This is a genomic window from Novosphingobium sp. NBM11 (assembly GCF_015390225.1).
Lineage (GTDB): Bacteria > Pseudomonadota > Alphaproteobacteria > Sphingomonadales > Sphingomonadaceae > Novosphingobium.
In genome coordinates, this window is record NZ_VUOG01000001.1 from 1,680,214 (window position 1) to 1,706,380 (window position 26,167).

Annotated in this window: 36 protein-coding genes; 4 read left to right on the forward strand and 32 right to left on the reverse strand. The window is 64.4% G+C overall.

The features are described 5' to 3' along the window. Window positions 1-13: 13 nt before the first annotated feature. The 26 genes from secY to rpsL all read right to left on the reverse strand — a co-directional run bounded on the left by secY (window position 14) and on the right by rpsL (window position 16,081). The gene (gene secY, locus F1640_RS07945; RefSeq protein ID WP_124809383.1) at window positions 14-1,381 is read right to left on the reverse strand and encodes a preprotein translocase subunit SecY; all 1,368 of its coding nucleotides are present in this window, start codon (window positions 1,379-1,381) and stop codon (window positions 14-16) included. A 123-nt stretch (window positions 1,382-1,504) separates the two neighbouring features. Further along, window positions 1,505-1,984, reverse strand: coding sequence for a 50S ribosomal protein L15 (gene rplO, locus F1640_RS07950; RefSeq protein WP_124809384.1), 480 nt, complete (start codon window positions 1,982-1,984; stop codon window positions 1,505-1,507). 212 nt (window positions 1,985-2,196) lie between these two features. After that, window positions 2,197-2,373 carry a 50S ribosomal protein L30 gene (gene rpmD, locus F1640_RS07955; RefSeq protein ID WP_124809385.1) on the reverse strand — a complete coding sequence of 59 codons (177 nt, stop codon included), beginning with the start codon at window positions 2,371-2,373 and terminating at the stop codon, window positions 2,197-2,199. 5 nt (window positions 2,374-2,378) lie between these two features. After that, window positions 2,379-3,098: a 30S ribosomal protein S5 gene (gene rpsE / locus F1640_RS07960; RefSeq protein ID WP_124809386.1), complete on the reverse strand. Its 720-nt coding sequence runs from the start codon at window positions 3,096-3,098 to the stop codon at window positions 2,379-2,381. A gap of 2 nt (window positions 3,099-3,100) precedes the next feature. Then, window positions 3,101-3,451, reverse strand: a complete 351-nt coding sequence (gene rplR / locus F1640_RS07965; protein ID WP_124809387.1) for a 50S ribosomal protein L18 — start codon at window positions 3,449-3,451, stop codon at window positions 3,101-3,103. Beyond that, the gene (gene rplF, locus F1640_RS07970; protein WP_124809388.1) at window positions 3,451-3,984 is read right to left on the reverse strand and encodes a 50S ribosomal protein L6; all 534 of its coding nucleotides are present in this window, start codon (window positions 3,982-3,984) and stop codon (window positions 3,451-3,453) included. The genes rplR and rplF overlap by 1 nt, the downstream gene beginning before the upstream one ends. Continuing rightward, window positions 3,984-4,379: a 30S ribosomal protein S8 gene (rpsH, locus tag F1640_RS07975; RefSeq protein WP_124809389.1), complete on the reverse strand. Its 396-nt coding sequence runs from the start codon at window positions 4,377-4,379 to the stop codon at window positions 3,984-3,986. The genes rplF and rpsH overlap by 1 nt, the downstream gene beginning before the upstream one ends. A 10-nt stretch (window positions 4,380-4,389) precedes the next feature. After that, entirely contained in the window at window positions 4,390-4,695 is a 306-nt protein-coding gene (gene rpsN / locus F1640_RS07980; RefSeq protein WP_124809390.1) for a 30S ribosomal protein S14, read from the reverse strand. Between the two features lie 27 nt (window positions 4,696-4,722). Further along, window positions 4,723-5,304 carry a 50S ribosomal protein L5 gene (gene rplE / locus F1640_RS07985; protein WP_124809391.1) on the reverse strand — a complete coding sequence of 194 codons (582 nt, stop codon included), beginning with the start codon at window positions 5,302-5,304 and terminating at the stop codon, window positions 4,723-4,725. Continuing rightward, window positions 5,297-5,614: a 50S ribosomal protein L24 gene (rplX, locus tag F1640_RS07990; protein ID WP_124809392.1), complete on the reverse strand. Its 318-nt coding sequence runs from the start codon at window positions 5,612-5,614 to the stop codon at window positions 5,297-5,299. Before rplX ends, rplE begins: the two co-directional genes overlap by 8 nt. Continuing rightward, window positions 5,614-5,982, reverse strand: a complete 369-nt coding sequence (rplN, locus tag F1640_RS07995; RefSeq protein ID WP_124809393.1) for a 50S ribosomal protein L14 — start codon at window positions 5,980-5,982, stop codon at window positions 5,614-5,616. Before rplN ends, rplX begins: the two co-directional genes overlap by 1 nt. A gap of 64 nt (window positions 5,983-6,046) precedes the next feature. After that, window positions 6,047-6,316, reverse strand: a complete 270-nt coding sequence (gene rpsQ, locus F1640_RS08000) for a 30S ribosomal protein S17 (RefSeq protein WP_124809394.1) — start codon at window positions 6,314-6,316, stop codon at window positions 6,047-6,049. 11 nt (window positions 6,317-6,327) lie between these two features. Then, a complete protein-coding gene (gene rpmC / locus F1640_RS08005) occupies window positions 6,328-6,531 on the reverse strand; it encodes a 50S ribosomal protein L29 (protein WP_223806627.1) in 204 nt (67 codons plus the stop codon). Further along, on the reverse strand, window positions 6,531-6,965 hold the full coding sequence (gene rplP / locus F1640_RS08010) for a 50S ribosomal protein L16 (RefSeq protein ID WP_103728308.1): 435 nt from the start codon (window positions 6,963-6,965) through the stop codon (window positions 6,531-6,533). Before rplP ends, rpmC begins: the two co-directional genes overlap by 1 nt. Window positions 6,966-6,986: 21 nt before the next feature. Then, entirely contained in the window at window positions 6,987-7,682 is a 696-nt protein-coding gene (rpsC, locus tag F1640_RS08015; RefSeq protein WP_124809395.1) for a 30S ribosomal protein S3, read from the reverse strand. Between the two features lie 2 nt (window positions 7,683-7,684). Next, window positions 7,685-8,062: a 50S ribosomal protein L22 gene (gene rplV, locus F1640_RS08020; RefSeq protein ID WP_124809396.1), complete on the reverse strand. Its 378-nt coding sequence runs from the start codon at window positions 8,060-8,062 to the stop codon at window positions 7,685-7,687. Beyond that, complete coding sequence (rpsS, locus tag F1640_RS08025; protein WP_124809397.1) at window positions 8,062-8,340, reverse strand: 30S ribosomal protein S19; 279 nt, start codon at window positions 8,338-8,340, stop codon at window positions 8,062-8,064. The genes rplV and rpsS overlap by 1 nt, the downstream gene beginning before the upstream one ends. Before the next feature lie 6 nt (window positions 8,341-8,346). Further along, a complete protein-coding gene (rplB, locus tag F1640_RS08030; protein WP_124809398.1) occupies window positions 8,347-9,183 on the reverse strand; it encodes a 50S ribosomal protein L2 in 837 nt (278 codons plus the stop codon). A gap of 13 nt (window positions 9,184-9,196) precedes the next feature. Continuing rightward, window positions 9,197-9,502 (reverse strand): 50S ribosomal protein L23, encoded by a 306-nt coding sequence (locus F1640_RS08035; protein ID WP_124809399.1) that lies wholly within the window; start codon window positions 9,500-9,502, stop codon window positions 9,197-9,199. Continuing rightward, window positions 9,495-10,118 carry a 50S ribosomal protein L4 gene (gene rplD / locus F1640_RS08040; RefSeq protein ID WP_124809400.1) on the reverse strand — a complete coding sequence of 208 codons (624 nt, stop codon included), beginning with the start codon at window positions 10,116-10,118 and terminating at the stop codon, window positions 9,495-9,497. Before rplD ends, F1640_RS08035 begins: the two co-directional genes overlap by 8 nt. Before the next feature lie 3 nt (window positions 10,119-10,121). Beyond that, window positions 10,122-10,880, reverse strand: coding sequence for a 50S ribosomal protein L3 (gene rplC / locus F1640_RS08045; RefSeq protein ID WP_124809401.1), 759 nt, complete (start codon window positions 10,878-10,880; stop codon window positions 10,122-10,124). 300 nt (window positions 10,881-11,180) lie between these two features. Beyond that, on the reverse strand, window positions 11,181-11,492 hold the full coding sequence (gene rpsJ / locus F1640_RS08050) for a 30S ribosomal protein S10 (RefSeq protein WP_011444906.1): 312 nt from the start codon (window positions 11,490-11,492) through the stop codon (window positions 11,181-11,183). A 132-nt stretch (window positions 11,493-11,624) separates the two neighbouring features. After that, window positions 11,625-12,815, reverse strand: coding sequence for an elongation factor Tu (gene tuf, locus F1640_RS08055; protein WP_124809402.1), 1,191 nt, complete (start codon window positions 12,813-12,815; stop codon window positions 11,625-11,627). Window positions 12,816-12,955: 140 nt separating this feature from the next. Next, complete coding sequence (gene fusA, locus F1640_RS08060; protein ID WP_124809403.1) at window positions 12,956-15,028, reverse strand: elongation factor G; 2,073 nt, start codon at window positions 15,026-15,028, stop codon at window positions 12,956-12,958. 124 nt (window positions 15,029-15,152) lie between these two features. Continuing rightward, entirely contained in the window at window positions 15,153-15,623 is a 471-nt protein-coding gene (rpsG, locus tag F1640_RS08065; protein ID WP_124809404.1) for a 30S ribosomal protein S7, read from the reverse strand. A gap of 86 nt (window positions 15,624-15,709) precedes the next feature. Then, window positions 15,710-16,081, reverse strand: coding sequence for a 30S ribosomal protein S12 (rpsL, locus tag F1640_RS08070; RefSeq protein WP_124809405.1), 372 nt, complete (start codon window positions 16,079-16,081; stop codon window positions 15,710-15,712). 557 nt (window positions 16,082-16,638) lie between these two features. On the opposite strand from rpsL, the gene F1640_RS08075 reads away from it, so the two are divergent. Further along, window positions 16,639-17,394, forward strand: a complete 756-nt coding sequence (locus F1640_RS08075) for an energy transducer TonB (protein ID WP_194918618.1) — start codon at window positions 16,639-16,641, stop codon at window positions 17,392-17,394. Between the two features lie 163 nt (window positions 17,395-17,557). After that, window positions 17,558-17,824, forward strand: a complete 267-nt coding sequence (locus tag F1640_RS08080; protein ID WP_125953992.1) for a glycine zipper 2TM domain-containing protein — start codon at window positions 17,558-17,560, stop codon at window positions 17,822-17,824. A gap of 12 nt (window positions 17,825-17,836) precedes the next feature. Here the strand turns inward: F1640_RS08080 and F1640_RS08085 are convergent, their stop codons facing one another. The 4 genes from F1640_RS08085 to F1640_RS25700 form a co-directional block, all read right to left on the reverse strand. Then, on the reverse strand, window positions 17,837-18,349 hold the full coding sequence (locus F1640_RS08085) for a winged helix DNA-binding protein (RefSeq protein WP_233497371.1): 513 nt from the start codon (window positions 18,347-18,349) through the stop codon (window positions 17,837-17,839). 41 nt (window positions 18,350-18,390) lie between these two features. Further along, window positions 18,391-18,837: a hypothetical protein gene (locus F1640_RS08090; RefSeq protein ID WP_124809408.1), complete on the reverse strand. Its 447-nt coding sequence runs from the start codon at window positions 18,835-18,837 to the stop codon at window positions 18,391-18,393. 41 nt (window positions 18,838-18,878) lie between these two features. Further along, window positions 18,879-19,214, reverse strand: coding sequence for a hypothetical protein (locus tag F1640_RS08095; RefSeq protein ID WP_255530312.1), 336 nt, complete (start codon window positions 19,212-19,214; stop codon window positions 18,879-18,881). A gap of 74 nt (window positions 19,215-19,288) precedes the next feature. Next, window positions 19,289-19,879, reverse strand: a complete 591-nt coding sequence (locus F1640_RS25700; protein WP_194918619.1) for a helix-turn-helix transcriptional regulator — start codon at window positions 19,877-19,879, stop codon at window positions 19,289-19,291. A 267-nt stretch (window positions 19,880-20,146) separates the two neighbouring features. Here F1640_RS25700 and F1640_RS08105 point away from each other — a divergent pair, with 267 nt between their 5' ends. Together F1640_RS08105 and F1640_RS08110 are read left to right on the forward strand one after the other, a co-directional pair. Beyond that, a complete protein-coding gene (locus F1640_RS08105) occupies window positions 20,147-21,754 on the forward strand; it encodes a sensor histidine kinase (RefSeq protein WP_206694655.1) in 1,608 nt (535 codons plus the stop codon). Beyond that, window positions 21,751-22,374 (forward strand): response regulator transcription factor, encoded by a 624-nt coding sequence (locus F1640_RS08110; RefSeq protein ID WP_194918623.1) that lies wholly within the window; start codon window positions 21,751-21,753, stop codon window positions 22,372-22,374. Before F1640_RS08105 ends, F1640_RS08110 begins: the two co-directional genes overlap by 4 nt. A gap of 19 nt (window positions 22,375-22,393) precedes the next feature. Here the strand turns inward: F1640_RS08110 and F1640_RS08115 are convergent, their stop codons facing one another. After that, on the reverse strand, window positions 22,394-23,149 hold the full coding sequence (locus tag F1640_RS08115; RefSeq protein ID WP_194918624.1) for a hypothetical protein: 756 nt from the start codon (window positions 23,147-23,149) through the stop codon (window positions 22,394-22,396). A gap of 95 nt (window positions 23,150-23,244) precedes the next feature. Next, the gene (gene uvrA / locus F1640_RS08120; protein WP_194918626.1) at window positions 23,245-26,151 is read right to left on the reverse strand and encodes an excinuclease ABC subunit UvrA; all 2,907 of its coding nucleotides are present in this window, start codon (window positions 26,149-26,151) and stop codon (window positions 23,245-23,247) included. Window positions 26,152-26,167 lie beyond the last annotated feature (16 nt).

Sequence of the window (26,167 nt, forward strand, 5' to 3'; positions counted from 1 at the left end):
CAGCCGAGGCTGCTCAGCGCAGGCGTCCCTTCAGCTTGGCCTTCTTGATCAGGTCGCCATACTGGTGCGCCAGCAGGTGCGACTGGATCTGCGTGATCGTGTCCACGGTCACGTTGACCACGATCAGCAGGCTCGTGCCGCCAAAGAACAACGTGCCCATGCCCGTTTCGGCCATGATGTATTCGGGCACAACACAGACGATAGTAATATAGGCAGCGCCCAGCACAGTGATGCGGGTCAGCACGTAATCGAGGTAGTTCGCGGTGTTCTTGCCCGGACGGATGCCGGGGATGAAGCCGCCGTTGCGCTTCAGGTTGTCGGCGGTTTCCTCGGGGTTGAACACCACGGCGGTGTAGAAGAAGCTGAAGAAGATGATGCCCAGCGCATAGAGCAGCATGTACAGCGGCTTGCCGTGGCCCAGATACTGGTTCAGCGCGATCACCACCTTGCCCATCACCGAATCCGGCTTCAGCGCGTTGCCGGCGAACTGCGTGATGGTCAGCGGCAGCAGCAGCAGCGAGCTGGCGAAGATCGGCGGGATGACGCCGGCGGTGTTGATCTTCAGCGGCAGGTGGCTGCGATCGGCATTCATCATGCCGCGCTGCGTCGCGCGCTTGGGATACTGGATCAGCAGGCGCCGCGTGGCGCGCTCCATGAAGCAGATCATCACCACGAGCGCGAGGATCATCACGGTGACGCCCGCGATCACGAAGGGCGAGATCGAGCCGGTGCGCCCGCCTTCGAACAGGTTCGAGATGAACTTGGGCATCTGCGCGACGATGCCGGCCATGATGATCAGCGAAACGCCGTTGCCGATCCCGCGGCTGGTGATCTGTTCGCCCAGCCACAGCAGGAACATCGTGCCGCCGATCAGGCTGACCACCGCGCCCACGCGGAACAGGTAGCCGGGGTTGACCACCGCCTGCAACCCGCTCGACGCGCCATAGGCTTCGAGGCCCGATGCGAGGAACCAGCCCTGCACCGCCGTCAGGAACACCGCGCCATAGCGGGTGTACTGGTTCAGCTTCTTGCGCCCGCTTTCGCCTTCCTTCTTCAGCGCGGCCAGCGCCGGATGGAGCGAGGCAGCAAGCTGCACCACGATCGAGGCGGTGATATAGGGCATCACCCCCAGCGCGATCAGGCTCATGCGCTGCAGCGAACCGCCCGAGAAGGCGTTGAAGATATCGAGGATGCCGCCCCGCGTCTGGTCGTAAAGCGATTCCAGGATCAGCGGGTTCACCCCCGGCAGCGGCACGAAGCTGAGGAAGCGGAAGACGATCAGCGCGCCGATCGTGAACCAGATGCGGTTCTTGAGCTCGGTCGCCTTCGAGAAGTTGGCCAGGTTGAGGTTGCTGGCAATGTTATCGGCGCGTGATGCCATTTCGGGTTTCAAGCCTCGCTGTGGCGCCGGACTGAAAAACCGGCCCGCTTCACCTTATGAGCAAGCCCATATAGTGCGGGCGCGGGGATGCAAGAACCCCCGCGCCCGAAACAAGCGATAAAATCAGGCGGCCGGAGCGGCCTTGACGATCACTTCGACCGAACCGCCGGCCTTTTCAACGGCTTCCTTGGCGCCCTTGCTGACACCGGCGACCTTGAAGCTGACCTTGGCCGAGAACTCGCCCTTGCCCAGCAGGCGCACGCCGTCCTTGCCGCCACGGGCGAGGCCCGCGCCCTTGAGCGCGGCGTGATCGACCACCGAACCGGCATCGAGCTTGCCCGCCTCGATCGCCTTCTGGATCAGGCCCAGGTTCACCTCGGCATAATCCTTGGCGAAGATGTTGTTGAAGCCACGCTTCGGCAGGCGCATGTGCAGCGGCATCTGGCCGCCTTCGAAGCCGGCGATCGAAACGCCCGAACGCGCCTTGGCGCCCTTCTGGCCGCGGCCGGCGGTCTTGCCCTTGCCCGAACCGATGCCGCGCCCGACGCGCATCCGGCCCTTGCGGGCGCCATTGTTGTCACGAAGATCGTTCAGCTTGGTCATGTCTTGCACTCGCTTTCGCTTTGAGTCGCGCTTGATGGAATGGGCGCGCATAGGCGAAGCGGCGGGGCTTGTCACCCCCGCAAATCTGGCCCCGGCTTGGCGCTGCAAACCATCAAGCGCGGAAAGCCCACCCCGCTGCGACAAGATCGCCAAACAAAAAGCCCCGGCGTTTCCACCGGGGCTTCCTGATTGCGTTCGCCTGAACCCTTGGCTCAATCGACCACTGCCACCATGTGCGGCAGCTTGGCCAGCGCGCCACGGACTTCGGCGGTGTCTTCCACCTCGACCACGCGGTGCATCTTGCCGAGACCCAGACCGACCAGAATCTTCTTCTGGCTTTCCGGGCGGCGGATCGGCGAACCGATCTGCTTGATCTTGATCTTCGCCATGTCTCTTACTCCACGATGGCTTCGGCGGCGGCTTCCGCCTCCACCGCGCTGGCGCCACCGCGACCGAGCAGGTCGGCGACCTTCTTGCCACGACGCTGCGCGACCGACTTCGGCGAAGTCTGGTCGGTCAGCGCGTCGAAGGTGGCGCGGATCATGTTGTAGGGGTTCGAGGTGCCGACCGACTTGGTCACCACGTCGTGAACGCCCAGGCTTTCGAAGACAGCGCGCATCGGGCCGCCGGCGATGATGCCGGTACCGGCCGGAGCCGAACGGACGTTGACCTTGCCCGCGCCGAAACGGCCCTTGCCGTCATGGTGCAGGGTGCGGCCTTCCTTCAGCGGAACGCGGACCATCTTCTTCTTGGCGGAAGCGGTGGCCTTGGTGATGGCTTCGGGCACTTCGCGCGCCTTGCCATGACCGAAGCCGACACGGCCCTTGCCGTCGCCGACCACGACCAGCGCGGCGAAGCCGAAGCGCTTGCCGCCCTTCACGGTCTTGGAAACGCGGTTGATGTGGACGAGCTTTTCGATCAGCTCCTCGCCACCTTCTTCCTCGTTGTTGCCACGACCGCGACGGTCGTCGCGACGGCCACGGCCGCCACGATCGCCGCGTTCGCCACGCTCACCGCCACGACCACGGCCGCGACGACCTTCACGCTGCTCACCGGCGCCAGCGCCGGCTTCGACGGCGACGGCTGCGCCTTCCAGGTTGGTTTCGTCAGCCATGCTCAGAACTCCAGGCCGCCTTCGCGGGCAGCGTCAGCCAGCGCCTTGACGCGGCCATGGAACAGGAAGCCGCCGCGATCGAACACGACGGTGGTGATGCCGGCGGCCTTCGCCTTCTCGGCGATTTCCTTGCCGACCTTGGCTGCGGCATCGACGTTGGCGCCGATCGACTTCTCGCCCTTCACCAGCGTCGAAGCGGCGGCCAGCGTGCGGCCGGCGGCATCGTCGATGATCTGGGCGTAGATGTGGCGACCCGAGCGGTGCACCGAAAGGCGCGGACGCCCACCGGAGCGCGCCTTGAGCGCGGTGCGGACGCGGCGACGGCGGCGATCGAAGAGAGACAGCTTGGCCATTACTTCTTCTTCCCTTCCTTGCGGAAGATGTACTCGCCGCGGTACTTGATGCCCTTGCCCTTGTACGGCTCGGGCTTGCGCCAGCGGCGGATCTCGGCGGCTACCTGGCCGACCTTCTGCTTGTCGATGCCCGAGATTTCGACCGTGGTGTTATCCGGGGTCTTGATCTCGATGCCTTCCGGCACGGCGAAATCGACATCGTGGCTGTAGCCGAGCTGCAGCTTCAGGTTCTTGCCCTGCGAGTTGGCGCGATAGCCGACACCGGTGATTTCCAGAACCTTGGTATAGCCCTGGGTCACACCCGTGACGAGGTTATCGACCAGCGTGCGCTGCATGCCCCAGAAGGCGCGCGCGTGCTTGGTGTCGTTCGCCGGCTTCACGATGATGGCGTCGCCTTCCACCGTGTAGCTGATTTCGTCGCGCAGCGAGAGCGTGAGCGTGCCCTTGGGGCCTTTCACGGTCAGCACGCCGTCCGCGATGTTCGCGGTGACGCCACTCGGGATCGTCACCGGCCTTTTGCCGATGCGGCTCATCAGAACACCTCCGCCAGCACTTCGCCACCGACGTTGGCAGCGCGCGCCTCGGCATCCGAGAGCACGCCACGCGGCGTCGAGACGATGGTGATGCCAAGGCCGTTGCGCACCACCGGAAGTTCCTTGGAACCCGAATAGACGCGGCGGCCAGGCTTGGAGACACGGGCCACGTGCTTGATCGCGGGCTGGCCCTCGAAATACTTCAGCTCGATGCGAAGCTGCGGGTGCAGACCCGTGTTGTCTTCGCTGAAGCCACGGATGTAGCCTTCGCGCTGAAGAACCTCGAGCACGTGGGCGCGCAGCTTCGACGCGGGCGAAAGGACGGAATCCTTCTTCGCCTGCTGGCCGTTGCGGATGCGGGTGAGCATATCACCCAGGGGGTCGGTCAATGCCATCGGATGATCCTTACCAGCTCGACTTGGTCACGCCGGGGATAAGCCCCTTGTTGGCGAGGTCGCGCAGCTCGACGCGGCACAGGCCGAACTTGCGGTAGTAGCCACGCGGGCGGCCGGTGGTGTTGCAGCGGTTGCGCACCCGGGTCGGGTTCGCGTTGCGCGGCAGTTCCGCCATCTTGAGGCGCGCGATCAGGCGCTCGGTTTCGTCGAGCGCTTCGTCGTCGGCCTGGGCCTTCAGCGCGGCATACTTGGCCGCATACTTCTGAACGAGCTTCTTGCGCTTCTCGTTCTTGTTGATCGAACTCAGTTTCGCCATGGACTTAAGCTCTTCCTAAATTCTGGCTCAGGCGGCCTGCTGCTGTTCAGCAGCTTCCTGCGGGAACGGGAAACCGAAAAGACGCAGCAGTTCGCGCGCTTCTTCGTCCGTCTTGGCGGTGGTGGTGACGATGATGTCCATGCCACGCACCTTCTCAATCTGATCGTAGCTGATCTCGGGGAAGATGATCTGCTCTTTCAGACCCATCGCGTAGTTGCCGCGACCGTCGAACGACTTCGGGTTCAGACCACGGAAGTCGCGGATACGGGGCATCGCGATGGTGACCAGGCGGTCGAGAAATTCGTACATGCGTTCGCGGCGCAGGGTAACCTTGCAACCGATCGGCATGCCTTCACGCAGCTTGAACTGCGCGATCGACTTCTTCGCCTTGGTAATCACGGGCTTCTGGCCGGCGATCAGCTCCATTTCCGCGGCGGCGGTCTGGACCTTCTTCTTGTCCTGGCTCGCTTCGCCGACGCCCATGTTGAGCGTGATCTTCTCGATCTTCGGGATTTCGAGCGCGTTCTTGTAGCCGAACTTCGCCTGCATCGCCTTGGCGATCTCGTCGGCGTACTTCGTCTTCAGGCGCGGAACGTACTTGTCAGCCATCGATCGTCTCCCCGGACTTCACGGCGACGCGGACCTTCTTGCCGTCCTTCGTTTCGAAACGAACGCGGGTCGGCTTGCCGTCCTTGTCGGCGATGGCAACCTTCGAGATGTGCATCGGCGCTTCACGGCGATCGATGCCACCCTGCGGGTTCTGCTGGCTCGGCTTGCGGTGACGCGCGGCGATGTTCACGCCGGCAACGACAATCTTGTCTTCCTTCGGGAGAACCTGGAGCACCGTGCCGGTGCGGCCCTTGTCCTTGCCCGAGCGGACGACGACGCTGTCACCCTTCTTGATCTTGGCGGCAGCCATTACAGCACCTCCGGAGCGAGCGAGATGATCTTCATGAAACCGCGGCCACGCAGTTCGCGCACCACGGGGCCGAAGATACGCGTGCCGATCGGCTCTTCGTTCTTGCCGACGAGCACGGCGGCGTTGCTGTCGAAGCGGATCACGCTGCCGTCGGGACGGCGCACGTCCTTCTTCGTGCGAACGATAACGGCGCGGTGCACGTCACCCTTCTTCACGCGGGCGCGCGGCTGCGCTTCCTTCACCGACACCACGATGATGTCGCCGACGCCGGCAAAACGGCGCTTCGACCCGCCCAGCACCTTGATGCACTGGACGCGCTTCGCGCCGCTGTTGTCCGCGACGTCGAGATTGGATTGCATCTGGATCATTGATCCGGTTCCTTCTCACTGGCTTGCCGGAACCAGTCCGGCAGTTCCAAAATTGTCGCTGCTCTTAGACGTCCGCTTCGACGGCGGTGCCCTTGCCGGCCTGGACCCGTTCGATAACCTTCCAGGTCTTCAGCTTGGAAACCGGCGCGGTCTCTTCGATCCGCACCGTTTCACCGGTCTTGTAGGCATTCGCCTCGTCATGGGCGTGATACTTCTTCGAGCGGCGGATGATCTTCCCGTAGAGCGGGTGCTTCACCTTGCGCTCGACCTTCACGACCACAGTCTTGTCGGTCTTGTCGGAGACCACGGTCCCGATAAGGATACGCTTGGGCATCGTGTGACTCCTTACGCCTTGGCAGCCTGAGAACGCTCAGTCTGCAGCGTCTTGATGCGAGCGATGTCGCGGCGCACTTCCTTGATGCGCGCCGGACGTTCGAGCTGGTTGGTCGCAGCCTGGAAGCGCAGGTTGAACTGCTCGCGCTTCAGTTCGGCAAGATCGGCCGAAAGCTGGTCATCGCTCTTGACGCGCAGGTCTTCGAACTTGGCCATTATTCGCCTCCCAGGTGCGAGGTGTCGCCGAGACGGGCGACGACCTTGGTCTTGATGGGCAGCTTCATCGCGGCGCGGCTGAACGCTTCCGCGGCGAGCGGACCGGCAACGCCGTCCAGTTCGAACAGGATGCGGCCCGGCTTGACGCGGGCTGCCCAGTATTCGACCGAACCCTTGCCCTTGCCCTGACGGACTTCGGCAGGCTTCTTCGAAACCGGCACGTCGGGGAACACGCGGATCCACAGGCGTCCCTGACGCTTGATGTGGCGCGTGATCGCACGGCGGGCGGCTTCGATCTGGCGCGCGGTGACACGCTCCGGCTCCAGCGCCTTCAGGCCATAGGAGCCGAAGTTCAGGTCCGTACCGCCCTTGGCGTCGCCCTTGATCCGGCCCTTGAAGGCCTTGCGGAACTTGGTCTTCTTCGGTTGCAGCATGGTGCTTCTCTATCCTGAGCCTCAGCGCGCCGGGCGGACGCCGGAGGTTTGAGCCTCCATCATCAGCCGGTCCTGCGCCATCGGGTCGTGCCCCAGGATCTCGCCCTTGAAGATCCAGCACTTGATGCCGATCACGCCATAGGCGGTCAGGGCTTCGGCTTCGGCGTAGTCGATGTTCGCGCGCAGCGTGTGCAGCGGAACGCGACCTTCGCGGTACCATTCGACGCGGGCGATTTCCGCGCCGCCGAGACGGCCGCCACACGTGATCTTGATGCCTTCGGCGCCAAGACGGAGGGCGGACTGCACGGCGCGCTTCATCGCGCGGCGGAAGGCGACGCGGCGGATGAGCTGGTCGGCAACACCCTGGGCGACGAGCTTGGCGTCGATTTCCGGCTTGCGGATTTCAACGATGTTAAGCTTCACGTCGCTGCCGGTCATCGTGGCCAGCTTCGAGCGCAGCTTCTCGATGTCCGCGCCCTTCTTGCCGATGATCACACCGGGACGGGCCGCATAGATCGACACGCGGCACAGCTTGGCCGGACGCTCGATCACCACCTTCGAAATCGCGGCCTGCGGCAGCGTTTCGACGATGAACTTGCGGATCTGAAGGTCTTCCTTGAGCAGCTGCTCGTAGTTGCGCCCTTCGGCGTACCAGCGGCTGTCCCAGGTGCGGTTGATCTGCAGGCGCAGACCGATGGGGTTGGTCTTGTGACCCATGATCAGGCCTCCTCGACTTCGCGGACAACGATCCGCAGCCGCGAGAACGGCTTGAGGATCCGGGTCGACTTGCCACGACCACGCGTGTGGAAGCGCTTCATCGTGATCGACTTGCCGACCGAGGCTTCCGCCACGACCAGCGCGTCAACGTCCAAGTTGTGGTTGTTTTCCGCGTTGGCGATCGCCGAAGCGAGAACCTTGCGCGCGTCAACCGCCATCGCCTTCTTCGAGAAGGCAAGGATGTTCATGGCCTCTTCGGCCTTGCGGCCGCGGATCAGGCCCGCAACGAGGTTCAGCTTCTGGGCCGAACCGCGGATCTGCGTGCCGACCGACAGCGCTTCCTTGTCGCCGACGCGACGGGGTGCCTTAGGCTTGCTCATCAGCGCTTGCCCTTCTTGTCAGCGGCGTGGCCGGGGAAGTTGCGCGTGGGCGCGAACTCGCCAAGCTTGTGGCCGACCATCTCTTCCGAGACGGAGACGGGGATGAACTTCTGGCCGTTGTAGACGTTGAACGTCAGGCCAACGAACTGCGGCAGGATCGTCGAACGCCGCGACCAGGTCTTGATCGGGCCGGCGCGGGTACCAGCGTCCTGAGCGGCTTCCGCCTTCTTCAGGAGATGCAGGTCGACGAAGGGGCCCTTCCAGACGGAACGTGCCATGGTCGATTACCTCTTCTTCTTCGCGTGGCGCGAACGGATGATGAACTTGTCCGTCTGCTTGTTGTGACGGGTGCGGGCGCCCTTGGTCGGCTTGCCCCACGGCGTCACGGGATGGCGGCCGCCCGAAGTCCGGCCCTCACCACCACCATGCGGGTGGTCGACCGGGTTCTTGGCGACACCGCGCGTCAGCGGACGCTTGCCCAGCCAGCGGTTGCGGCCGGCCTTGGCAAGGTTCTGGTTCGAGTTGTCGGGGTTCGACACCGCACCCACGGTGCCCATGCAGTCACCGCGCAGGTAGCGCTGCTCGCCCGAGTTCAGGCGGACGATGACCATGCCGCGGTCACGGCCGACGAGCTGCACATAGGTGCCCGCCGAACGCGCGATCTGGCCACCCTTGCCCGGCTTCATCTCCACGTTGTGGATGATGGTGCCGACCGGCATCTGCGACAGCAGCATGGCGTTGCCCGGCTTCACGTCGGTCTTTTCGCCGGCGACGACGACGTCACCAACGGCCAGACGCTGCGGCGCCAGGATATAAGCCTGCTCGCCGTCCTCGTACTTGACGAGAGCGATGAACGCGGTGCGGTTGGGGTCGTATTCCAGACGCTCGACGGTGGCCGGCATGTCCCACTTGCGACGCTTGAAGTCGATGTAGCGGTACTTCTGCTTGTGGCCGCCCGCGATGCCGCGCGAGGTCACATGACCCTTGTTGTTGCGGCCGCCGGTCTTGTTCTTGCCTTCGGTCAGCGCCTTGACGGGCTTGCCCTTCCACAGCGACGACTTGTCGACGAGGATCAGGCCGCGGCGCGCGGGGCTGGTCGGATTGTAGTTCTTGAGTGCCATGGTCGTGCGCGCCTCAGATACCGCTGGTCACGTCGATCGACTGGCCAGCAGCCAGCGTCACGACGGCCTTCTTGACGTCCGAACGGCGATAGGGCTTGCCCTTCCACCGCTTGGTCTTGCCCTTCTGGGTCAGGGTGTTCACACCCGTGACCTTCACGTTGAAGAGGGCTTCGACCGCCGCCTTGATCTCCGGCTTGGTCGCGGAATCCGCTACCTTGAAGACCACGGCGTTGTGCTCGCTGAGCAGCGTCGCCTTTTCGGTGATGTGGGGAGCCACGATCACGTCATAGTGACGCGTGTCGATTGCGTCCTTAGCCATTGAAACGCGCCTCCAGCTTTTCGACCGCGGCGCGCGTCAGCACCAGCGTATCATGCTTCAGGATGTCGTAGACATTGGCGCCGACGGCGGGGAGCACGTTCACGCCGACCAGGTTGGCCGAAGCGCGGGCGAAACCTTCGTTCACCTGCTCACCGTCGATCACCAGCACCTTCTTGCCGAAGCCCGCCTTGGCGAGCTGGCCAGCCAGCGCCTTGGTCTTGGCGTCCTTCAGCTCCAGGCTGTCGACGACCACCAGACCCTGTTGGGCCTTGGCGGAGAGCGCCATCTTGAGGCCGAGCGCGCGAACCTTCTTGTTCAGCGAGATATTGAACTCGCGAACGCGCGGGCCGTGCGCCTTGCCGCCGCCGATGAACACGGGCGCCTTGCGGTCGCCGTGACGGGCGGTGCCGCCGCCCTTCTGGCGGCCGAACTTCTTGCCGGTGCGGGCGACGTCGGAACGTTCGCGCGCCTTGCGGGCGATGCCGCGACGGTTTTCAAGCTGCCACGTCACGACGCGATGCAGGATGTCGGTGCGCGGCGCGATGCCGAACACGTCATCCGAAAGCTCGACGTCGCCAGCGGCGCTACCGTCCAGATTGAGGACCTGAACCTTCACGACTTAGCCCTCCTGGCCTTCGGTCGACTCGACCGCCGCGACGTCTGCCGCAGGCGTGTCGGCCGGAGCCGCATCGTTGTTGTTGGCGACCTGCTTGAGGCCGGCGGGGTACGGGGCTTCCGCGTGGCGATCGACCTTCACGGCGTCGCGGACGAGCAGCCAGCCGTTCTTCGCGCCCGGGACCGAGCCCTTGACGAAGATCAGCCCGCGTTCGTCGTCGGTGCGGACGACTTCGAGGTTCTGCTGGGTGCGCTGACGGTCGCCCATGTGGCCGGCCATCTTCTTGTTCTTGAAGACGCGGCCCGGATCCTGGCGGTTACCGGTCGAACCGTGGGCACGGTGCGAGATCGAGACGCCGTGCGTCGCGCGCATACCGCCGAAACCCCAGCGCTTCATGGCGCCGGCAAAGCCCTTGCCCTGCGTGTGACCGGTGATGTCGACATACTGCCCGGCGACGAAGTGCGAAGCGGCGATGGTGGAGCCGACATCGAGCAGCGCGTCGTCAGCGACGCGGAACTCGGCGACCTGCATCTTCAGCTCGACTTCCGCCTTCGCGAAATGTTCGCGCTGCGGCTTGGCGACGTTCTTCTGCTTGGCCTGGCCTGCACCCAGCTGCAGCGCGACGTAACCGTCGCGGTCTGCGGTGCGGACCGAAACCACCTGGCAATTTTCAAGCGAAAGGACGGTGACCGGCACGTGCCGACCATCTTCCTGGAAAAGGCGGGTCATCCCGACCTTCTTCGCGATCACGCCGGTGCGCATGATCCAATACTCCATCACAGAGGCCTGCGAGGCCCATCCCCGCAGGCGTGTTCAGCCCGTATTGTGAAGCATGCCCCGTCCGGGCTGAGTGCCCCCGCATAACGGGAGCGAACGGGGGACGCTTGCCCGGCCAGTTGCCCCGAAGGACGAGTGCCGGAGGTATCCCAAGAATGAAAAGCTTCAGCTTTTCGTTCGCTGCCCTCGCGAAAGCGAGGACCTCGGGCCGGTTTGAAGAACCTGAGAGGTTCGATCCGGCCTCTTGAGACCCCCGCTTGCGCGGGGGCTGAAACGCAAGCTGGGTTACGCCAGCTTGATCTCGACGTTGACGCCGGCCGCGAGGTCCAGCTTCATCAGCGCGTCGACAGTGGCCGCGTTGGGCTGCACGATGTCGAGCAGGCGCTTGTAGGTGCGGACCTCGAACTGCTCACGCGACTTCTTGTCGATGTGCGGTCCACGGTTGACGCAGAACTTCTCGATGCGCGTCGGCAGCGGAATGGGACCCCGGATGAGAGCGCCGGTGCGGCGCGCGGTGTCCGCGATTTCTCCAGTGGCCTGGTCAAGTACGCGATGATCAAAGGCCTTGAGGCGAATGCGGATATTCTGGGCTTCCATGTCCGTTTACCGATGCGAAAGAGCAAAAACAAAACCGGCCATCCCACCCATCATCCCGAAGGAGAAAGCGGGCCGACCGATCAAAAAACCGGCCGGCGGGAGAGCGAATCTCCCGCCGGTGCGCGGCCTATATTACTTCGTGATCTTGCTGACAACCCCCGAACCGACGGTCCGGCCGCCTTCGCGGATGGCGAAGCGAAGACCTTCGTCCATGGCGATCGGCGCGATCAGCTTGACCGACAGCGTGATGTTGTCGCCCGGCATCACCATTTCGGTGCCTTCGGGAAGAACGACTTCACCCGTCACGTCGGTGGTGCGGAAGTAGAACTGCGGGCGGTAGTTGGCGAAGAACGGCGTGTGACGGCCACCTTCGTCCTTCGACAGCACGTAGACTTCGGCCGAGAATTCGGTGTGCGGCGTCACCGAACCGGGCTTGGCGAGAACCTGGCCACGCTCGACTTCTTCACGCTTGATACCACGGATCAGCGCACCGATGTTGTCGCCGGCTTCGCCCTGGTCGAGCAGCTTGCGGAACATTTCGACGCCGGTAACGGTGGTCTTCGCGGTGTCCTTGAGGCCGATGATCTCGACTTCTTCACCCACCTTGATGATGCCGGTTTCAATACGGCCGGTGACGACCGTACCACGACCCGAGATCGAGAACACGTCTTCGACGGGCATCAGGAAGGGCTTGTCGGTCGGGCGCGGCGGCTGCGGGATGTAGCTGTCGACAGCGGCCATCAGCTCGTTGATCGAGTTCTTGCCGATCTCGTCGTTGCGACCTTCGAGAGCGGCCAGAGCCGAACCCTTGATGATCGGAATATCGTCGCCCGGGAAATCGTACGACGACAGCAGTTCGCGCACTTCCAGCTCGACCAGCTCGAGGATTTCCTCGTCGTCGACCTGGTCGACCTTGTTCATGTACACGACCAGCGCCGGCACGCCGACCTGGCGGGCGAGCAGGATGTGTTCGCGGGTCTGCGGCATCGGGCCGTCAGCGGCGTTCACGACCAGGATCGCGCCGTCCATCTGGGCGGCACCGGTGATCATGTTCTTCACGTAGTCGGCGTGACCCGGGCAGTCGACGTGCGCGTAGTGACGGTTGGCCGTCTCGTACTCGACGTGGGCGGTCGAGATCGTGATGCCGCGCTCGCGCTCTTCCGGAGCCTTGTCGATGTTGGCATAGTCGGTGAACGTCGCGCCACCGGTTTCCGCGAGCACCTTGGTGATCGCGGCGGTCAGCGTGGTCTTGCCATGGTCGACGTGACCGATGGTGCCGATGTTGCAGTGCGGCTTGTTCCGCTCAAACTTAGCCTTGGCCATTGTTCAAACCTTCTTTTCACTAGCTGTTGATTGCTGTTGGAGACGGCACCCGCCAGACTCGCGCCAGAAAATCAGGCGCCGCCCCTAGCCTGATCCGCGGGATCAGGCAAGCTTTCCTATGTTCCCCCGATCGGACCCGATCAGGCGAGCTTCGACTTCAGTTCGGTCGCGACGTTCGCCGGCACTTCATCGTAGTGCGAGAACTGCATCGTGTACTGCGCGCGGCCCTGGGTGAAGGACCGCAGCTGGTTCACGTAGCCGAACATGTTGGCCAGCGGCACCATCGCCTCGACCACCTGGGCGTTGCCCCGGCTGTCGGTGCCCTGGATCTGGCCACGGCGGGAGTTGATGTCGCCGATCACGTCGCCCATGAACTCTTCCGGCGTCACGACCTCGACCTTCATGATCGGTTCGAGGACCTTGATGCCAGACTTCTGGGCCACTTCGCGCATCGCGCCACGGCCGGCGATTTCGAAGGCCAGGGCCGACGAGTCGACGTCGTGGTAGGCACCGTCGTAAAGCAGGATTTCGAAGTCGATGATCGGGAAGCCGATCAGCGATCCGGTCTCCGCCGTCTCACGCATGCCCTTCTCGATCGCGGGGATATATTCCTTCGGAATGTTACCGCCCTTGATCTCGTCCTTGAAGGTGATGCCCGAACCGCGCTCGCCCGGCGTGACCTTGACCTTCACGCGGCCGAACTGACCCGTACCGCCCGACTGCTTCTTGTGGGTGTAGTCGATGTCGACCGGCTTCGCGAGGTATTCGCGATAGGCCACCTGCGGAGCACCGACGTTGGCTTCCACCTTGAACTCGCGACGCATGCGGTCGACGAGGATTTCGAGGTGGAGTTCGCCCATGCCCTTGATGATGGTCTGGCCGGATTCGTGGTCGGTCGAAACGCGGAACGAAGGGTCTTCGGCCGAGAGACGGTTGAGCGCGATGCCCATCTTCTCCTGGTCGGCCTTGGTCTTCGGCTCCACCGAAAGCTCGATCACCGGCTCGGGGAATTCCATCCGCTCCAGAATGATCGGCGACTTTTCCGAACACAGCGTATCGCCCGTGGTGGTCTCCTTGAGACCGGCCAGCGCCACGATGTCGCCCGCATAGGCCGTATCGATGTCCTCGCGGTTGTTGGAGTGCATCAGCAGCATGCGGCCGACCTTCTCCTTCTTGTTCTTCACCGAATTCAGGTAGCTGCCCTTGGTCAGCGTGCCCGAATAGATGCGGGTGAAGGTCAGCGAACCGACGAAGGGATCGTTCATGATCTTGAACGCGAGCGCCGAGAACGGGGCATCGTCCGCGGTCGGACGGCTGTCCGGCTCGTCCGTGTCGGGGTTCACGCCCTGCACGTCGGGAATGTCGAGCGGCGAAGGCAGGTAATCGACGACGGCGTCGAGCAGGGGCTGCACGCCCTTGTTCTTGAACGCCGAGCCGCACAGCACCGGCACGAACGCCTGGCCCAGCGTGCCCTTGCGGATCAGCGCCTTGAGCGTCGCCACGTCGGGCTCGTTGCCTTCGAGGTAGGCTTCCATCGCGTCGTCGTCCTGTTCGACGGCGAGTTCGACCAGCTTCGAGCGGTATTCGGCGGCTTCGTCGGCCATGTCCGCCGGGATTTCTTCATAGAAGAACTCGGCGCCCAGCGATTCGTCCTTCCAGATGATCGCGCGGTTCTCGACCAGGTCGACGAGACCCTTGAAATCGCTTTCCGCGCCGATCGGCAGATAGAGCACGGCCGGGGTCGCGCCCAGGCGATCGATGATCGTCTGCACGCAGTACTTGAAGTTCGCGCCGGTGCGGTCGAGCTTGTTGATGAAGCACATGCGCGGCACGTTGTACTTGTCGGCCTGACGCCACACCGTTTCCGACTGCGGCTCAACGCCGGCAACGCCGTCGAACGCGGCAACCGCGCCGTCCAGCACGCGCAGCGAACGCTCGACTTCGATGGTGAAGTCGACGTGGCCGGGGGTGTCGATGATGTTCAGGCGATGGTCGTTCCAGAAGCAGGTCGTCGCGGCCGACGTGATCGTGATGCCGCGTTCCTGTTCCTGCTCCATCCAGTCCATGGTCGCGGCGCCGTCGTGCACTTCGCCGATCTTGTAGGACTTGCCGGTGTAGTAGAGGATGCGCTCGGTCGTCGTCGTCTTGCCGGCGTCGATGTGCGCCATGATGCCGAAGTTGCGATAGCGCTCGAGCGGATGGCTGCGGGCCATGGGGGTTTCCTTGGGTTCCGGAGGGGCCTGATGGATTCAGGCCCGCCCCATATGGTTACTTGCGTGACCGTTTAAAGACGGGCGGCCCTGCCAGCCGGTGACGGCGGCGGGGCTGCCGGCCTTTTTACCACCGGTAGTGGCTGAACGCGCGGTTCGCGTCGGCCATGCGGTGGGTGTCTTCGCGCTTCTTCACGGCGTTGCCGCGGTTGTTGGCGGCGTCGAGCAGCTCGGCCGAAAGGCGCGCCGACATCGTCGTTTCCGAACGGTTGCGCGCGGCCGTGATCAGCCAGCGGATCGCCAGCGCCTGGGCGCGTTCCGGACGGACTTCGACGGGGACCTGGTAGGTCGCACCGCCGACGCGGCGCGAACGCACTTCGATCTGCGGCTTCACGTTGTTCAGCGCATCGTGGAACAGCTGCACCGGATCCGCCTTGGCGCGGGTCTGCATGGTGTCGAGCGCACCGTAGACGATGCTTTCCGCGACCGACTTCTTGCCGTCGAGCATGAGGTTGTTCATGAACTTCGACAGGACCTGATCACCGAACTTGGGATCGGGCAGGATGACCCGCTTTTCGGGCCTACGACGACGAGACATCTTGAATTCCTTCTGATCGGGCCAGCGGCCCACATCCACCGACCGGCAGGGCGCGGCCCATCGGCGCGCGCCTGCCCGGGATTAGCTCACTTCGGACGCTTCGCGCCGTACTTCGAGCGGCTCTGCTTGCGGTCCTTCACGCCCTGCGTGTCGAGCACGCCGCGCAGCACGTGATAGCGCACGCCCGGAAGGTCGCGCACACGGCCGCCGCGGATCAGCACCACCGAGTGCTCCTGCAGGTTGTGGCCTTCGCCCGGGATGTAGGAAATGACTTCGCGCTGGTTGGTCAGGCGAATCTTGGCGACCTTGCGAAGCGCCGAGTTCGGCTTCTTCGGAGTCGTCGTGTAAACGCGGGTGCAGACGCCGCGCTTCTGCGGGTTCTGCTCCATGGCAGGGACCTTGCTCTTGGCCTTCTGCGGGACGCGACCCTTGCGGATCAGCTGGTTGATAGTGGGCATGAAGTACTCTTCACCTTGATTGTGGCACGGCCGGCAAAGGTGAAGGGTCAAAAGTCCGCCGGATGGAAGGCTGCGGGCAAATGCCCCGGCCCAACCCTGCATGCGCAGGGTCCTCGGCGAGCCTGAAACGCTCCACCCGGGCAAACAGCGCCGGGTTACTTTGACGGATTGCATGGCAGGCGGACACCACGATGATTCGCGCGCCCGGCCCAACGGCGAAAGCCCCAAGACCAACGGAAAACCGCCGCCCGAGGCTTGCATACGCACCGGCAATGTTCAGCTCTACAGACGATAGCAGGTCTTGCGACCCGATCGACCGAGCGCGCCATTACGAGGAAACCGCCGGAACGTCAAGGACAGGCCCCGCGCGGGCAGCGGCACGCAACAGCGAACAGGGCGTTCCGAACGGAACGACTCCGCCTCTTTAAATCCACTATTTTGGTAGAGATTTCACTTCGACGCGCGGTCGATCGATGGTATGTTGCATCATTACGATGATCGTCCCACCCCGGACGGCCGGGACAAACGGGACGACGCAAGCCGAGAGAGGTGTGCCGATGGTCCACGTTGATGAACACGGTAACTGGCGAACGGGCGCCGCCATGCGTCTGGTCGAAGGGAGACTAGGCGGAAAACTGGGCGGAAAACTGGGCGGAAGACTGGGCACGGCCGCCGCCGTGACGGCGCTGCATGTCGGCATCGGCATGGCGCTGCTGTCCACTTTCGCGGGCGGGGTGATCGCGGAAACGGTTCGCGATGCCTTGCCGACGATGTGGTTCGCCCCGCCTGCCCCTCCGCCCAAGCCATTGCCCACGCTCGAACCGAAAGCCGCGCGCGACAAGCAGGAGATCAAAGTTCCCGACAAGGGCATCGACCTCGACGCCGGCAAGGACCTGTTCCTGGGAGCCAATGACAAGGTAACTCCTGTCGATCCGGGAACCCTGACGATCAGCGGTGGCGATCTTGGCGGCGATGTCGGCGGCCTCGGACCGACACCGACGCCCTCGCCCATGTTCACGCCCAAGGCGGCCCGTCCTCGCGGCGATGCCGGCCTGTGGATCACCCGCAACGATTACCCCACCCGCGCGATCCGTGAAAACTGGGAAGGCCTCACCAGGTTGCGGCTGGGCATAGACGCCGACGGGCGGGTCACCGGCTGCGAAGTGATCGGCAGCAGCGGGCATGACGAACTCGACCGCGCGGCCTGCGCCAAAGTAAGCGCACGCGCCCGGTTCGATCCCGCCACCGACAAGGATGGCGCGAAAACCGCCGGCAGCTTTACCACAGCGATCCGCTGGCAGATCACCGACTGACCGCACGGGAAGGGGCGCCGCATCCGGGTCGGCGTCCCTTACCCGGCATCGGCGCTCCCGGGCACCGGCGTTCCCCGGCAACCTCGGCGTGCGCCATCACCGGGAACCGGTAAGGGTTCCGATCGTTGCGCCACCATATTCCAAGCCAATCGGGGGAAGCTTCATGACCTTTCGCATCAAATCCTCGCTGACCGCGGCCATTGCGGTCGCCGCCCTCGCCGCTACCTCGCCGGCGCAGGCGCGCGATTGCAGCAAGCGGATCAGCAAGACCGGCGGCGCGGTGATCGGCGCGGTCGGCGGTGCAGTGCTCGGCAAGGTCATCGCGGGCGGAACCGCCGGCACGCTGATCGGCGCGGCGGCGGGTGGCGTTGCAGGCCATGAAATCGCCCGCAAGAACAAGAACAAGTGCCGCTACGAACGCCGGCGCTGACCACGAACGGCATCAGATTCCGAGGCTGGACGCATTCACGCCATCGCCGATGTTGGCCAGCATCGCGTCGAGGAAATCATCCATCGCCGCATTTCCCCGGACGGTCAGCCGCACGAAGGTGCGTCGGCCGTCCTTGCCGTCGCTCTCGCGCTCCACGAAACCGCGGGCTTCCAGAATACGCAGCCATCGCAGCGCGGTGGTCGGGGGCACATGCGCCCCGATACAGGCGCTGGTGGTCGGCACACGCCGGCTTTCGCGCCCGGCAACGTAGAGATCCAGCAGTATGTCCCACGTCGGCTCGCCGAACAGGTCGGCGGGGAACAGGCGGCTTCGGCGCCGCCGCGCGGCGTAGAGTTCACGGGCGAGAGTGATCCGCGCGTCGTGCTGCGCATCGGCACCGCGCAAGGCGCTTCCCGCCTCCGCGGTCATGCCGCCAGCATAGACGGCATTGCCGTTCGCCACCGTGGTCTGTTCGCCGCTGGGCATCGCGCGGCCTTTCGCCGCGCGGATGTGAGGTACGGTCATGTAACGGGAATATCCCTAAAAATGGGGCGGTGGGCTGGCCTTCAGGCCCACCGCCAGCATTGATACGGGCCAATCCGGCGTTCCCGGTTCATGTGGGCCACGGTCCCGATCAACAGGACCATCAGCTGCAACAGGAATGGCATCTGCGTGAGCACCCAGTACGCACGCCGGGCCATCGTCAGATCCCACAGCTTGGCGACATGCCCTACCATCACGATCATCTGGCCGGCGCCAACGAGCAGGGGCCACCCGCGGTTGGCGTAGAGGGCGATCGACAGCAGCGCGCAGAACGCCCAGCTATCGATCACGACGTGGCCGGGATTGACCGCGTACCACACGGGGTCACCGAACACCGCGTGGTTGACGAGATCAAGGACGAACGTCGACAGCAGGACCGCAGCCGTCAGTCGCTCCGGCTCGCCGCCCTTGCGGGCGGCAACAAGCACGACAGCGAAGAGGAGGATGCGGGTCAGCCAGATGTAGGACATGCCTGTTCACATGAAACGGACGGATCGGCCACCGGAAAGCATCAGGCCGCGACCCCGGTCACGACCGCGGGTTCATCGAGGCTCGCATTGACCGGGGGGCAGCCATCGTTGCCACCGTTCGTCTCCACCGCAATCTCGCTGAGACGGCCGTGGACGCGGGCAAGTTCGCCGCCGGCCGTGAGCATCGATTGCTGGCTCTTCGCCAACCGCAGAAGCGCATCCTGCCCCATGAACGGCGCCGCACCGCTTTCGCGTCGTGCGCTGACCATCGTGGCGAAAAGCCGTGCCTGCCGGATCAGTGCCTCGTCAAGCGCACCTTCGGCATCGTGGAGATCCCGCGTGATACGCATCTGTGCAACCTGGGTATTCATCGTCATCGTCGTACCCTCCTCTCAGCGGCAAAGATCGCGCCGCTGCCATTGCAGCATCGTGGAGGAGATGCGACGGCGGGTCAGTGATCGATGATCGTCGAAAGCTGGGCGAACATGGTCAGCCCCCCCAGCACGATCAGAATCAGGAACAATGCGATCGCCACGATCGCGCCAAGCCGAAGCAGGGTTCCGTATGGCCCGTCGAACATCTCCGGGAGGACATGATAGGCCGTGTCGCCAGGCGCCTTTCCGGAGACGAAGGCCATTGCCTGGCCCGTCGCCGAAAACCTTGCCTGCATCGCCTCGGTCTCGCCCCCCGGGGGCTTGACCGTGGCGACGGTCTGAACCGCCTCACCGGCCGGCATCGTGACTTCCCGGACCGGATCGTGCGCTTCCTCGCCGTCACCGTCGATGTGGGAGAAATCATATACGGGCTGTTCGTATATCGTCTTGAGCCGCCGATAGGCCTGCGCCACCTCGTTGCGCGTGGCGACGCCCAGCTTACCGCGCGCCAGCAATATCCGCTGGTCCACGGTATGTGGCGAAATGCCGAGCAGGCGCGAAATTTCCTTCGAGGTCTTGTGCTGGATCAGCAGATCCAAAACTTCCCGCTGCTTCGACGTCAGCGCCGCCAAGGGGTTGCCCCCATTCTCTTCGGCACCGCTTGTCATCGCTTCAACGTCCATCCATTCGACCCGCCACAAACCTTCGCCCGATCGATCCGAGAACCAATTTGAACTAATCGGCGACTAAATCCAAACAAAGATTAACGATATTTTCGGAGGTATTGCACCGTCACGGAGCAAGCCTCCCGCCTGCGCGCCTGAGGACTTCCGCCGCATGCCCGTTGCGAAGCGCCTCTTTCCGCCGGTACATGGTCTTCGGCACGCAGGGGGAAAGACGTGGAGCGCCAGTTGTTTTCGCGACGACGGAGCCGATTGCTGGCGCTGAGCCGGCTGATGCTGGCCCTTATCTTCATCGCCGCGGTCTGGCTCGATCCAGTGCAACCGACACGTTCGGTCGCCGCCACCTACACCCTTCTGATCGCCTATGCTGCGTGGTGCGGGTTCGCCACCGTCATCGCCTTCCGCAGCTGGTGGTACGATTTCCGGCTGGCCCGGCTGATGCACGTCATCGATATCGCGATCTTCACGGCCGCGACCTACATGACCGAATCCGCCTTCAAGGAATTTTCCAGCCCGTTCATCGTCTTTGCATCGTTCATCCTGATTGGCGCCTCGCTGCGCTGGGGATGGCGCGGCGTGCTCTGGACGGCGCTGGCACTGGTGCTGCTGAATTTCGCGCTCGGCCTGCTGATGCATTCCCTTCACCTCAGCATCGATCCCTACCGTTTCAGCCGGCGGCAGGGCTACACGATCGGGCTGGCGATCATGATGCTCTGGCTGAGCACCGGCGGCGACCGGGCCAGCGCGCCGCGATTGCCGGAACCGCCGGGGCTGCCGGGCCTGCGCCACGACGCGATCATGACAACGATCCTCGACCACGCGCGCACCGTGCTGGGTGCCACGGGCGGCGCCATCGCGCTGGCGGACGGCGAGGAGCCGTGGGTGGAAATCATGATCGCCAGCGGAAGTGCCACACGGGCGCTGCGCGTCGGCCCCGGCCCGCTGCTGACCGAAATCGAGATTTCCTGCCGCCCCACCCTGTTCGACGGCCAGCGGCACCGCCAGTTGTGGCTGGACACCGATGGAATGGTCATCCACGCGAGCGAACGGCACGTCTGGCATCTCGCCACGCTGTGCGAGGTGAAAGAAGGCCTTGCCGCCTCGATCGGTGCGGCCCGCGGACCCGGCCAGCTTCTGCTGTGGGGCATCCGCGGCATCTCGCCCGATGACCTGCCGCTGCTGGCGCAAATGACGCGCGATGCCGAACAGGCGCTTGATCGCGAGGACGTGGCGATGCTGGCGCGCGCGCGGGAAGTTTCGAACCTGCGCAACGCCCTTGCCCGGGACTTGCACGATAGCGTCGCACAGTTTCTCGCCGGCACGCTGTTCCGGCTGGAGGCGTTGCGGCGCTGGATCCGCGAGGGCAACGATCCCGACACCGAAATTGTCGCGATCAAGGAAGCGCTGCGGCGCGAACAGGCGCAAATGCGCAGGATGATCGAGCGCCTGCGCCTTGGCGAAAAGGGGGATCGTCGGACCGATCTGACCGAGGAGCTTGGCACGCTGCTGGAAGAACTGGGGCATCACTGGGCCATCGAAACCCGGCTGGATGCGCCACCCGGTCCGTTGCTTGTCCCGATGGATCTGGCGCACGAGATACGCCAGATCACAAGAGAGGCCGTGGCGAATGCGGTTCGGCACGGTCGGTGTCGTCTTATAGGGGTTAACCTTATTCAAGACGATGGAACGCTCAAGATGATTGTCAGCGATGACGGCTCCGGTTTCCCCGCCGACAAGGCGCACGCCACCCCCCGTTCGATCAGCGAGCGGGTAGAGGCGCTGGGCGGCATGCTGGCCATCGACAACAGTGCGCGGGGCGTGACCCTGCGCATCGCGCTTCCGGAAAGGACGGGCGCATGATCCCGATTCTTGTGGCTGACGATCACGGCTTCATCCGCGCCGGCGTGGAAGCGGTTTTGCGCGGCACGCCCTTCCAGGTAGTCGCTACCGCCGCCAGCGGGGAGGAAGCGCTGGCCGCGATCGAGCAGCACAATCCCGCCGTGGTGCTGCTGGACATCAACATGCCCGGCCTGAATGGCGTGGCGGCATTGGAAGCGCTGCGCGAAAAAGGCGACGAACGTCCGGTCGTGCTGCTCACCGCCGAGATCACCGATCGGCAGCTCATGGCCGTCATGCGGGCGGGCGTGCAGGGCATCGTGTCCAAGGATGGCGCGGAAAGCGAGCTGGTCCAGGTGCTGGAACGGGTCCATGCCGGCGAAAAGGCAATCGCCCCGGCCTTCCTGCAACGCGCGCTCGATTTGTCGCTCAAGCCCGTCGTCAACCCTTTCGCCAAGCTCAACGCGCGCGAGCGCGACATTACCAGGCTCGTGGCCAAGGGCATGCGGAACCGGGAAATAGGGCAGCAGCTGAACATCGGCGAGGGGACCGTGAAGGTCTATCTCCATGCCATATATCAGAAGCTGAACATCGAGAACCGCACCGAACTGGCGCTGATGGTGGTCAACGACGAGATCGGTTGAAGCGCGCGTGCGGCGCGCCCTACAAATGCACCCCGACCAGTTGCGACCGGACTGACGGAATCGTTACGGCCACATTGTTCAGCAGCGTTCCGCGCTCCCCGATCTCCAGTATGGTGTTGCCGAACACACCACGCATGGCCTCGATCGCGATTTCATCGGCGGTCCGGTGCGCGAAGGCAAGTAACGCGGTGCCGCTGCGATGGCTGAAGCGGTAACGGTTGCCCCGCCGCTCGAAGTGCCACGCATCCGATGCCGGTCGCCATTCGCTGTCCTTCACGATCAGATCCGGTTCCTCGTCCACGGCGCCCAACACCAGGCTCATCACGATCGGTCCGCCGGGCACCGGCTGCGGCCGGAACGACAGCAATGGCCGGGCATCGACGGTGATCGGACAATAGGTACCCGTCATCCTCGCCCCGCCCGGAAAGACGATGTCCGGAATCTGCTCCTCGACGGTGAACAGCAGCGGGGAGCGATCCAGGCCTGCCTGGATCGCAACCGGCACGTCACGCAACCGCGCGATCGTTTCCGCCGGCACGCCGCCCCGCTCGATGATTGCCATGCAGTCCGGGCAAAGCAGGAACGCGGGCGAAGCCTCTTCCCCGCCCGCGCGGCAAAAACAGGCGATGGTGCAACCGCATCGTACGCACGCGCCACCGGATCGAGAGCGAGCCTCTGTCCGTTCGGCCTCGGAAATGGGCAATGCGATCGCAACCGGCATGACAGATCCCCCGTACGGCACGATTCCCTGCGCGCCGCCTTCGCCTGCCACCATCTTCCCCGATCAGGATCTTGCTGCCCTGGGCGCCGATTTGGCGGTGGGAACGGCCCGGAGTCAAGCCCGCCGCCCGCTTCCCTCGCCCGCGTCCGTCAGCCGTGGCGCGCCAGCAGCGGCCCCAGATATTGCCCGGTGAAGCTGCGCGGATTCTTCGCCACGTCTTCCGGTGTGCCTTCGGCCACGATCTCGCCGCCGCGCACGCCACCTTCCGGCCCCATGTCGATGATCCAGTCGGCGGTCTTGATCACGTCCAGGTTGTGTTCGATCACGACCACGCTGTTGCCCTGTTCGACCAGCCGGTGCAGCACTTCCAGCAGCTTGCGCACGTCCTCGAAGTGGAGGCCGGTGGTCGGTTCGTCGAGGATGTAGAGCGTCTGCCCGGTGGAGCGGCGCGACAGTTCCTTGGCCAATTTCACGCGCTGCGCCTCGCCGCCCGAGAGCGTTGTTGCCTGCTGGCCGACCTTGACGTAGCCGAGCCCCACTTCGTTCAGCATGTGCATCCGGTCGCGGATCGGCGGCACCGCCTTGAAGAATTCCTCGGCGTCCTCGATCGTCATGTCGAGCACGTCGGCGATCGAGTGCCCCTTGAACTTCACTTCCAGCGTTTCGCGGTTGTAGCGCTTGCCGCCGCATTCCTCGCACGTCACGTACACGTCGGGCAGGAAGTGCATCTCGATCTTGATCAGGCCATCGCCCTGGCAGGATTCGCACCGGCCGCCCTTCACGTTGAAGCTGAAGCGCCCGGCCTTGTAGCCGCGCGCCTCGGATTCCGGGAGCCCGGCGAACCAGTCGCGGATCAGGGTGAACGCGCCGGTATAAGTGGCGGGGTTTGACCGCGGCGTGCGGCCAATCGGCGACTGGTCGATCTCGATCACCTTGTCGCAGGCTTCGAGCCCCTTGATGGCGTCGTGCGGCCCGGCGATCACCCGCGCGCCATTGAGCACGCGCGCGGCGCCTGCCTGCAGCGTGTCGATCGTCAGCGACGACTTGCCCGAGCCGGAAACCCCGGTGATGCAGGTGAACGTGCCGAGCGGAATGCGCGCGGTGACGTTGCGCAGGTTGTTGGCCCGCGCGCCCTCCACCACCAGGTCCAGCCCGTTGCCCTTGCGGCGGTGCGCCGGCACGTCGATACGGCGCGCGCCCGTCAGGTACTGGCCGGTGAGGCTGGCCTTGCTCTTGAGAATGTCCTTGAGCGTGCCCTGCGCCACGATCTCGCCGCCATGGACGCCCGCGCCGGGGCCGAGATCGACGACCCAGTCGGCCGTGCGGATCGCGTCCTCGTCATGCTCCACCACGATCACCGTGTTGCCAAGGTCGCGCAGGCGCTTGAGCGTTTCGAGCAGGCGGTCGTTGTCGCGCTGGTGCAGCCCGATCGAGGGTTCGTCGAGCACATAGAGCACGCCCGAAAGGCCCGAACCGATCTGGCTGGCCAAGCGGATGCGCTGGCTTTCCCCGCCCGACAGCGTGCCCGACGTGCGATCGAGATTGAGGTAATCGAGGCCGACGTTGTTGAGGAAGCCCAGCCGCTCATTGATTTCCTTGAGGATCGCCTTGGCGATCTGGCGCTGCTGGTCGGTCAGTTTCTCCTCCAGCGTGGAGAACCACGCCAGCGCGTCGGCCACCGAACGGCGGGTGGACATCGAGATGTCCTCGCTCGCGATCTTCACCGCCAGCGCCTCGGGCTTGAGGCGCGCCCCGCCGCAGGTCTCGCACGGCTGCGCGGTCTGGAACTTGCCCAGTTCCTCGCGCATCCACGCGCTTTCGGTCTGGAGCATGCGGCGGTTGAGATTGCCGATCACCCCTTCGAACGCCTTGGTGACGGTGTAGCTCTTCTTGCCATCGACGAAGGTCAGCGGCACGGCCTTGCCGCCGGTGCCATAGAGGATCACCAGCCGCACCTCGCCGGGCAGCTTCTCCCACGGCGTTTCCAGGCTGAACCCGAAATGCGCGGCGAGGCTGGACAGCACCTGCATGTAATAGGGCGACGGCGGATTGGACTTGGCCCAGGGCACGACCGCGCCCTGCTTGAGGCTCAGCGCCTCGTTGGGCACGACCAGTTGCGGATCGAACAGCAGCTTCTCGCCCAGGCCATCGCAGGCCGGGCACGCGCCCTGCGGGGCGTTGAACGAGAACAGGCGCGGCTCGATCGATTCGATGGTGAAGCCGCTGACCGGGCAGGCGAACTTTTCGCTGAACACGATGCGGTTGGGCGGCAGGCCCGCGCCTTTCAGATTCTTGCCCTTGGCCTGCGCCTCCTCCTCGCGCCCCGGCACCACGCCATCCGCCAGATCGATATAGGCCAGCCCCTCGGCCAGCTTGAGCGCCTGTTCGAAGCTGTCGGCCAGCCGGGTCTGGATGCCATCCCGCACGGCGATGCGATCGACCACCACCTCGATATCGTGCTTGTACTTCTTGTCGAGCGCGGGGGCTTCCTCGATCGCGTAGAGCTCGCCGTCGATGCGGACACGGGTGTAGCCCGCCTTCTGCCATTCCAGCAGTTCCTTGCGGTATTCTCCCTTGCGGCCACGCACCACCGGCGCCAGCAGATAGGCGCGCGTGCCTTCGGGCAGGGCCATCACGCGATCGACCATCTGGCTGACCGTCTGCGCGCTGATCGGCAGGCCGGTGGCCGGAGAATAGGGCACGCCCACGCGCGCCCACAGCAGGCGCATGTAGTCGTAGATCTCGGTGACCGTCGCCACGGTCGAGCGCGGGTTGCGGCTGGTGGTCTTCTGCTCGATCGAGATCGCGGGGCTGAGGCCGTCGATGTGCTCGACATCCGGCTTCTGCATCATCTCGAGAAACTGGCGGGCATAGGCCGACAGCGATTCAACGTAGCGGCGCTGCCCTTCGGCATAGATCGTATCGAACGCCAGCGAGGATTTGCCCGAGCCGGAAAGCCCGGTGATGACGATCAGGCTGTCCCGCGGGAGATCGACATCGATACCCTTGAGGTTGTGTTCACGGGCGCCACGGACGGAAATCTTGCTGAGCGACATGGGCACCCGTGTTCCA

Coding starts and splice junctions, on each gene's coding strand:
- secY (WP_124809383.1), bottom strand. CDS start 1,381: ATGGCATCACGCGCCGATAACATTGCCAGCAACCTCAACCTGGCCAAC.
- rplO (WP_124809384.1), bottom strand. CDS start 1,984: ATGACCAAGCTGAACGATCTTCGTGACAACAATGGCGCCCGCAAGGGC.
- rpmD (WP_124809385.1), bottom strand. CDS start 2,373: ATGGCGAAGATCAAGATCAAGCAGATCGGTTCGCCGATCCGCCGCCCG.
- rpsE (WP_124809386.1), bottom strand. CDS start 3,098: ATGGCTGACGAAACCAACCTGGAAGGCGCAGCCGTCGCCGTCGAAGCC.
- rplR (WP_124809387.1), bottom strand. CDS start 3,451: ATGGCCAAGCTGTCTCTCTTCGATCGCCGCCGTCGCCGCGTCCGCACC.
- rplF (WP_124809388.1), bottom strand. CDS start 3,984: ATGAGCCGCATCGGCAAAAGGCCGGTGACGATCCCGAGTGGCGTCACC.
- rpsH (WP_124809389.1), bottom strand. CDS start 4,379: ATGGCATTGACCGACCCCCTGGGTGATATGCTCACCCGCATCCGCAAC.
- rpsN (WP_124809390.1), bottom strand. CDS start 4,695: ATGGCGAAACTGAGTTCGATCAACAAGAACGAGAAGCGCAAGAAGCTC.
- rplE (WP_124809391.1), bottom strand. CDS start 5,304: ATGGCTGACAAGTACGTTCCGCGCCTGAAGACGAAGTACGCCGACGAG.
- rplX (WP_124809392.1), bottom strand. CDS start 5,614: ATGGCTGCCGCCAAGATCAAGAAGGGTGACAGCGTCGTCGTCCGCTCG.
- rplN (WP_124809393.1), bottom strand. CDS start 5,982: ATGATCCAGATGCAATCCAATCTCGACGTCGCGGACAACAGCGGCGCG.
- rpsQ (WP_124809394.1), bottom strand. CDS start 6,316: ATGCCCAAGCGTATCCTTATCGGGACCGTGGTCTCCGACAAGACCGAC.
- rpmC (WP_223806627.1), bottom strand. CDS start 6,531: ATGGCCAAGTTCGAAGACCTGCGCGTCAAGAGCGATGACCAGCTTTCG.
- rplP (WP_103728308.1), bottom strand. CDS start 6,965: ATGCTGCAACCGAAGAAGACCAAGTTCCGCAAGGCCTTCAAGGGCCGG.
- rpsC (WP_124809395.1), bottom strand. CDS start 7,682: ATGGGTCACAAGACCAACCCCATCGGTCTGCGCCTGCAGATCAACCGC.
- rplV (WP_124809396.1), bottom strand. CDS start 8,062: ATGAGCAAGCCTAAGGCACCCCGTCGCGTCGGCGACAAGGAAGCGCTG.
- rpsS (WP_124809397.1), bottom strand. CDS start 8,340: ATGGCACGTTCCGTCTGGAAGGGCCCCTTCGTCGACCTGCATCTCCTG.
- rplB (WP_124809398.1), bottom strand. CDS start 9,183: ATGGCACTCAAGAACTACAATCCGACCAGCCCCGCGCGCCGCGGCCTG.
- F1640_RS08035 (WP_124809399.1), bottom strand. CDS start 9,502: ATGGCTAAGGACGCAATCGACACGCGTCACTATGACGTGATCGTGGCT.
- rplC (WP_124809401.1), bottom strand. CDS start 10,880: ATGCGCACCGGCGTGATCGCGAAGAAGGTCGGGATGACCCGCCTTTTC.
- rpsJ (WP_011444906.1), bottom strand. CDS start 11,492: ATGGAAGCCCAGAATATCCGCATTCGCCTCAAGGCCTTTGATCATCGC.
- tuf (WP_124809402.1), bottom strand. CDS start 12,815: ATGGCCAAGGCTAAGTTTGAGCGGAACAAGCCGCACTGCAACATCGGC.
- fusA (WP_124809403.1), bottom strand. CDS start 15,028: ATGGCCCGCAGCCATCCGCTCGAGCGCTATCGCAACTTCGGCATCATG.
- rpsG (WP_124809404.1), bottom strand. CDS start 15,623: ATGTCTCGTCGTCGTAGGCCCGAAAAGCGGGTCATCCTGCCCGATCCC.
- rpsL (WP_124809405.1), bottom strand. CDS start 16,081: ATGCCCACTATCAACCAGCTGATCCGCAAGGGTCGCGTCCCGCAGAAG.
- F1640_RS08075 (WP_194918618.1), top strand. CDS start 16,639: ATGGTCCACGTTGATGAACACGGTAACTGGCGAACGGGCGCCGCCATG.
- F1640_RS08080 (WP_125953992.1), top strand. CDS start 17,558: ATGACCTTTCGCATCAAATCCTCGCTGACCGCGGCCATTGCGGTCGCC.
- F1640_RS08085 (WP_233497371.1), bottom strand. CDS start 18,349: ATGACCGTACCTCACATCCGCGCGGCGAAAGGCCGCGCGATGCCCAGC.
- F1640_RS08090 (WP_124809408.1), bottom strand. CDS start 18,837: ATGTCCTACATCTGGCTGACCCGCATCCTCCTCTTCGCTGTCGTGCTT.
- F1640_RS08095 (WP_255530312.1), bottom strand. CDS start 19,214: ATGACGATGAATACCCAGGTTGCACAGATGCGTATCACGCGGGATCTC.
- F1640_RS25700 (WP_194918619.1), bottom strand. CDS start 19,879: ATGACAAGCGGTGCCGAAGAGAATGGGGGCAACCCCTTGGCGGCGCTG.
- F1640_RS08110 (WP_194918623.1), top strand. CDS start 21,751: ATGATCCCGATTCTTGTGGCTGACGATCACGGCTTCATCCGCGCCGGC.
- F1640_RS08115 (WP_194918624.1), bottom strand. CDS start 23,149: ATGGTGGCAGGCGAAGGCGGCGCGCAGGGAATCGTGCCGTACGGGGGA.
- uvrA (WP_194918626.1), bottom strand. CDS start 26,151: ATGTCGCTCAGCAAGATTTCCGTCCGTGGCGCCCGTGAACACAACCTC.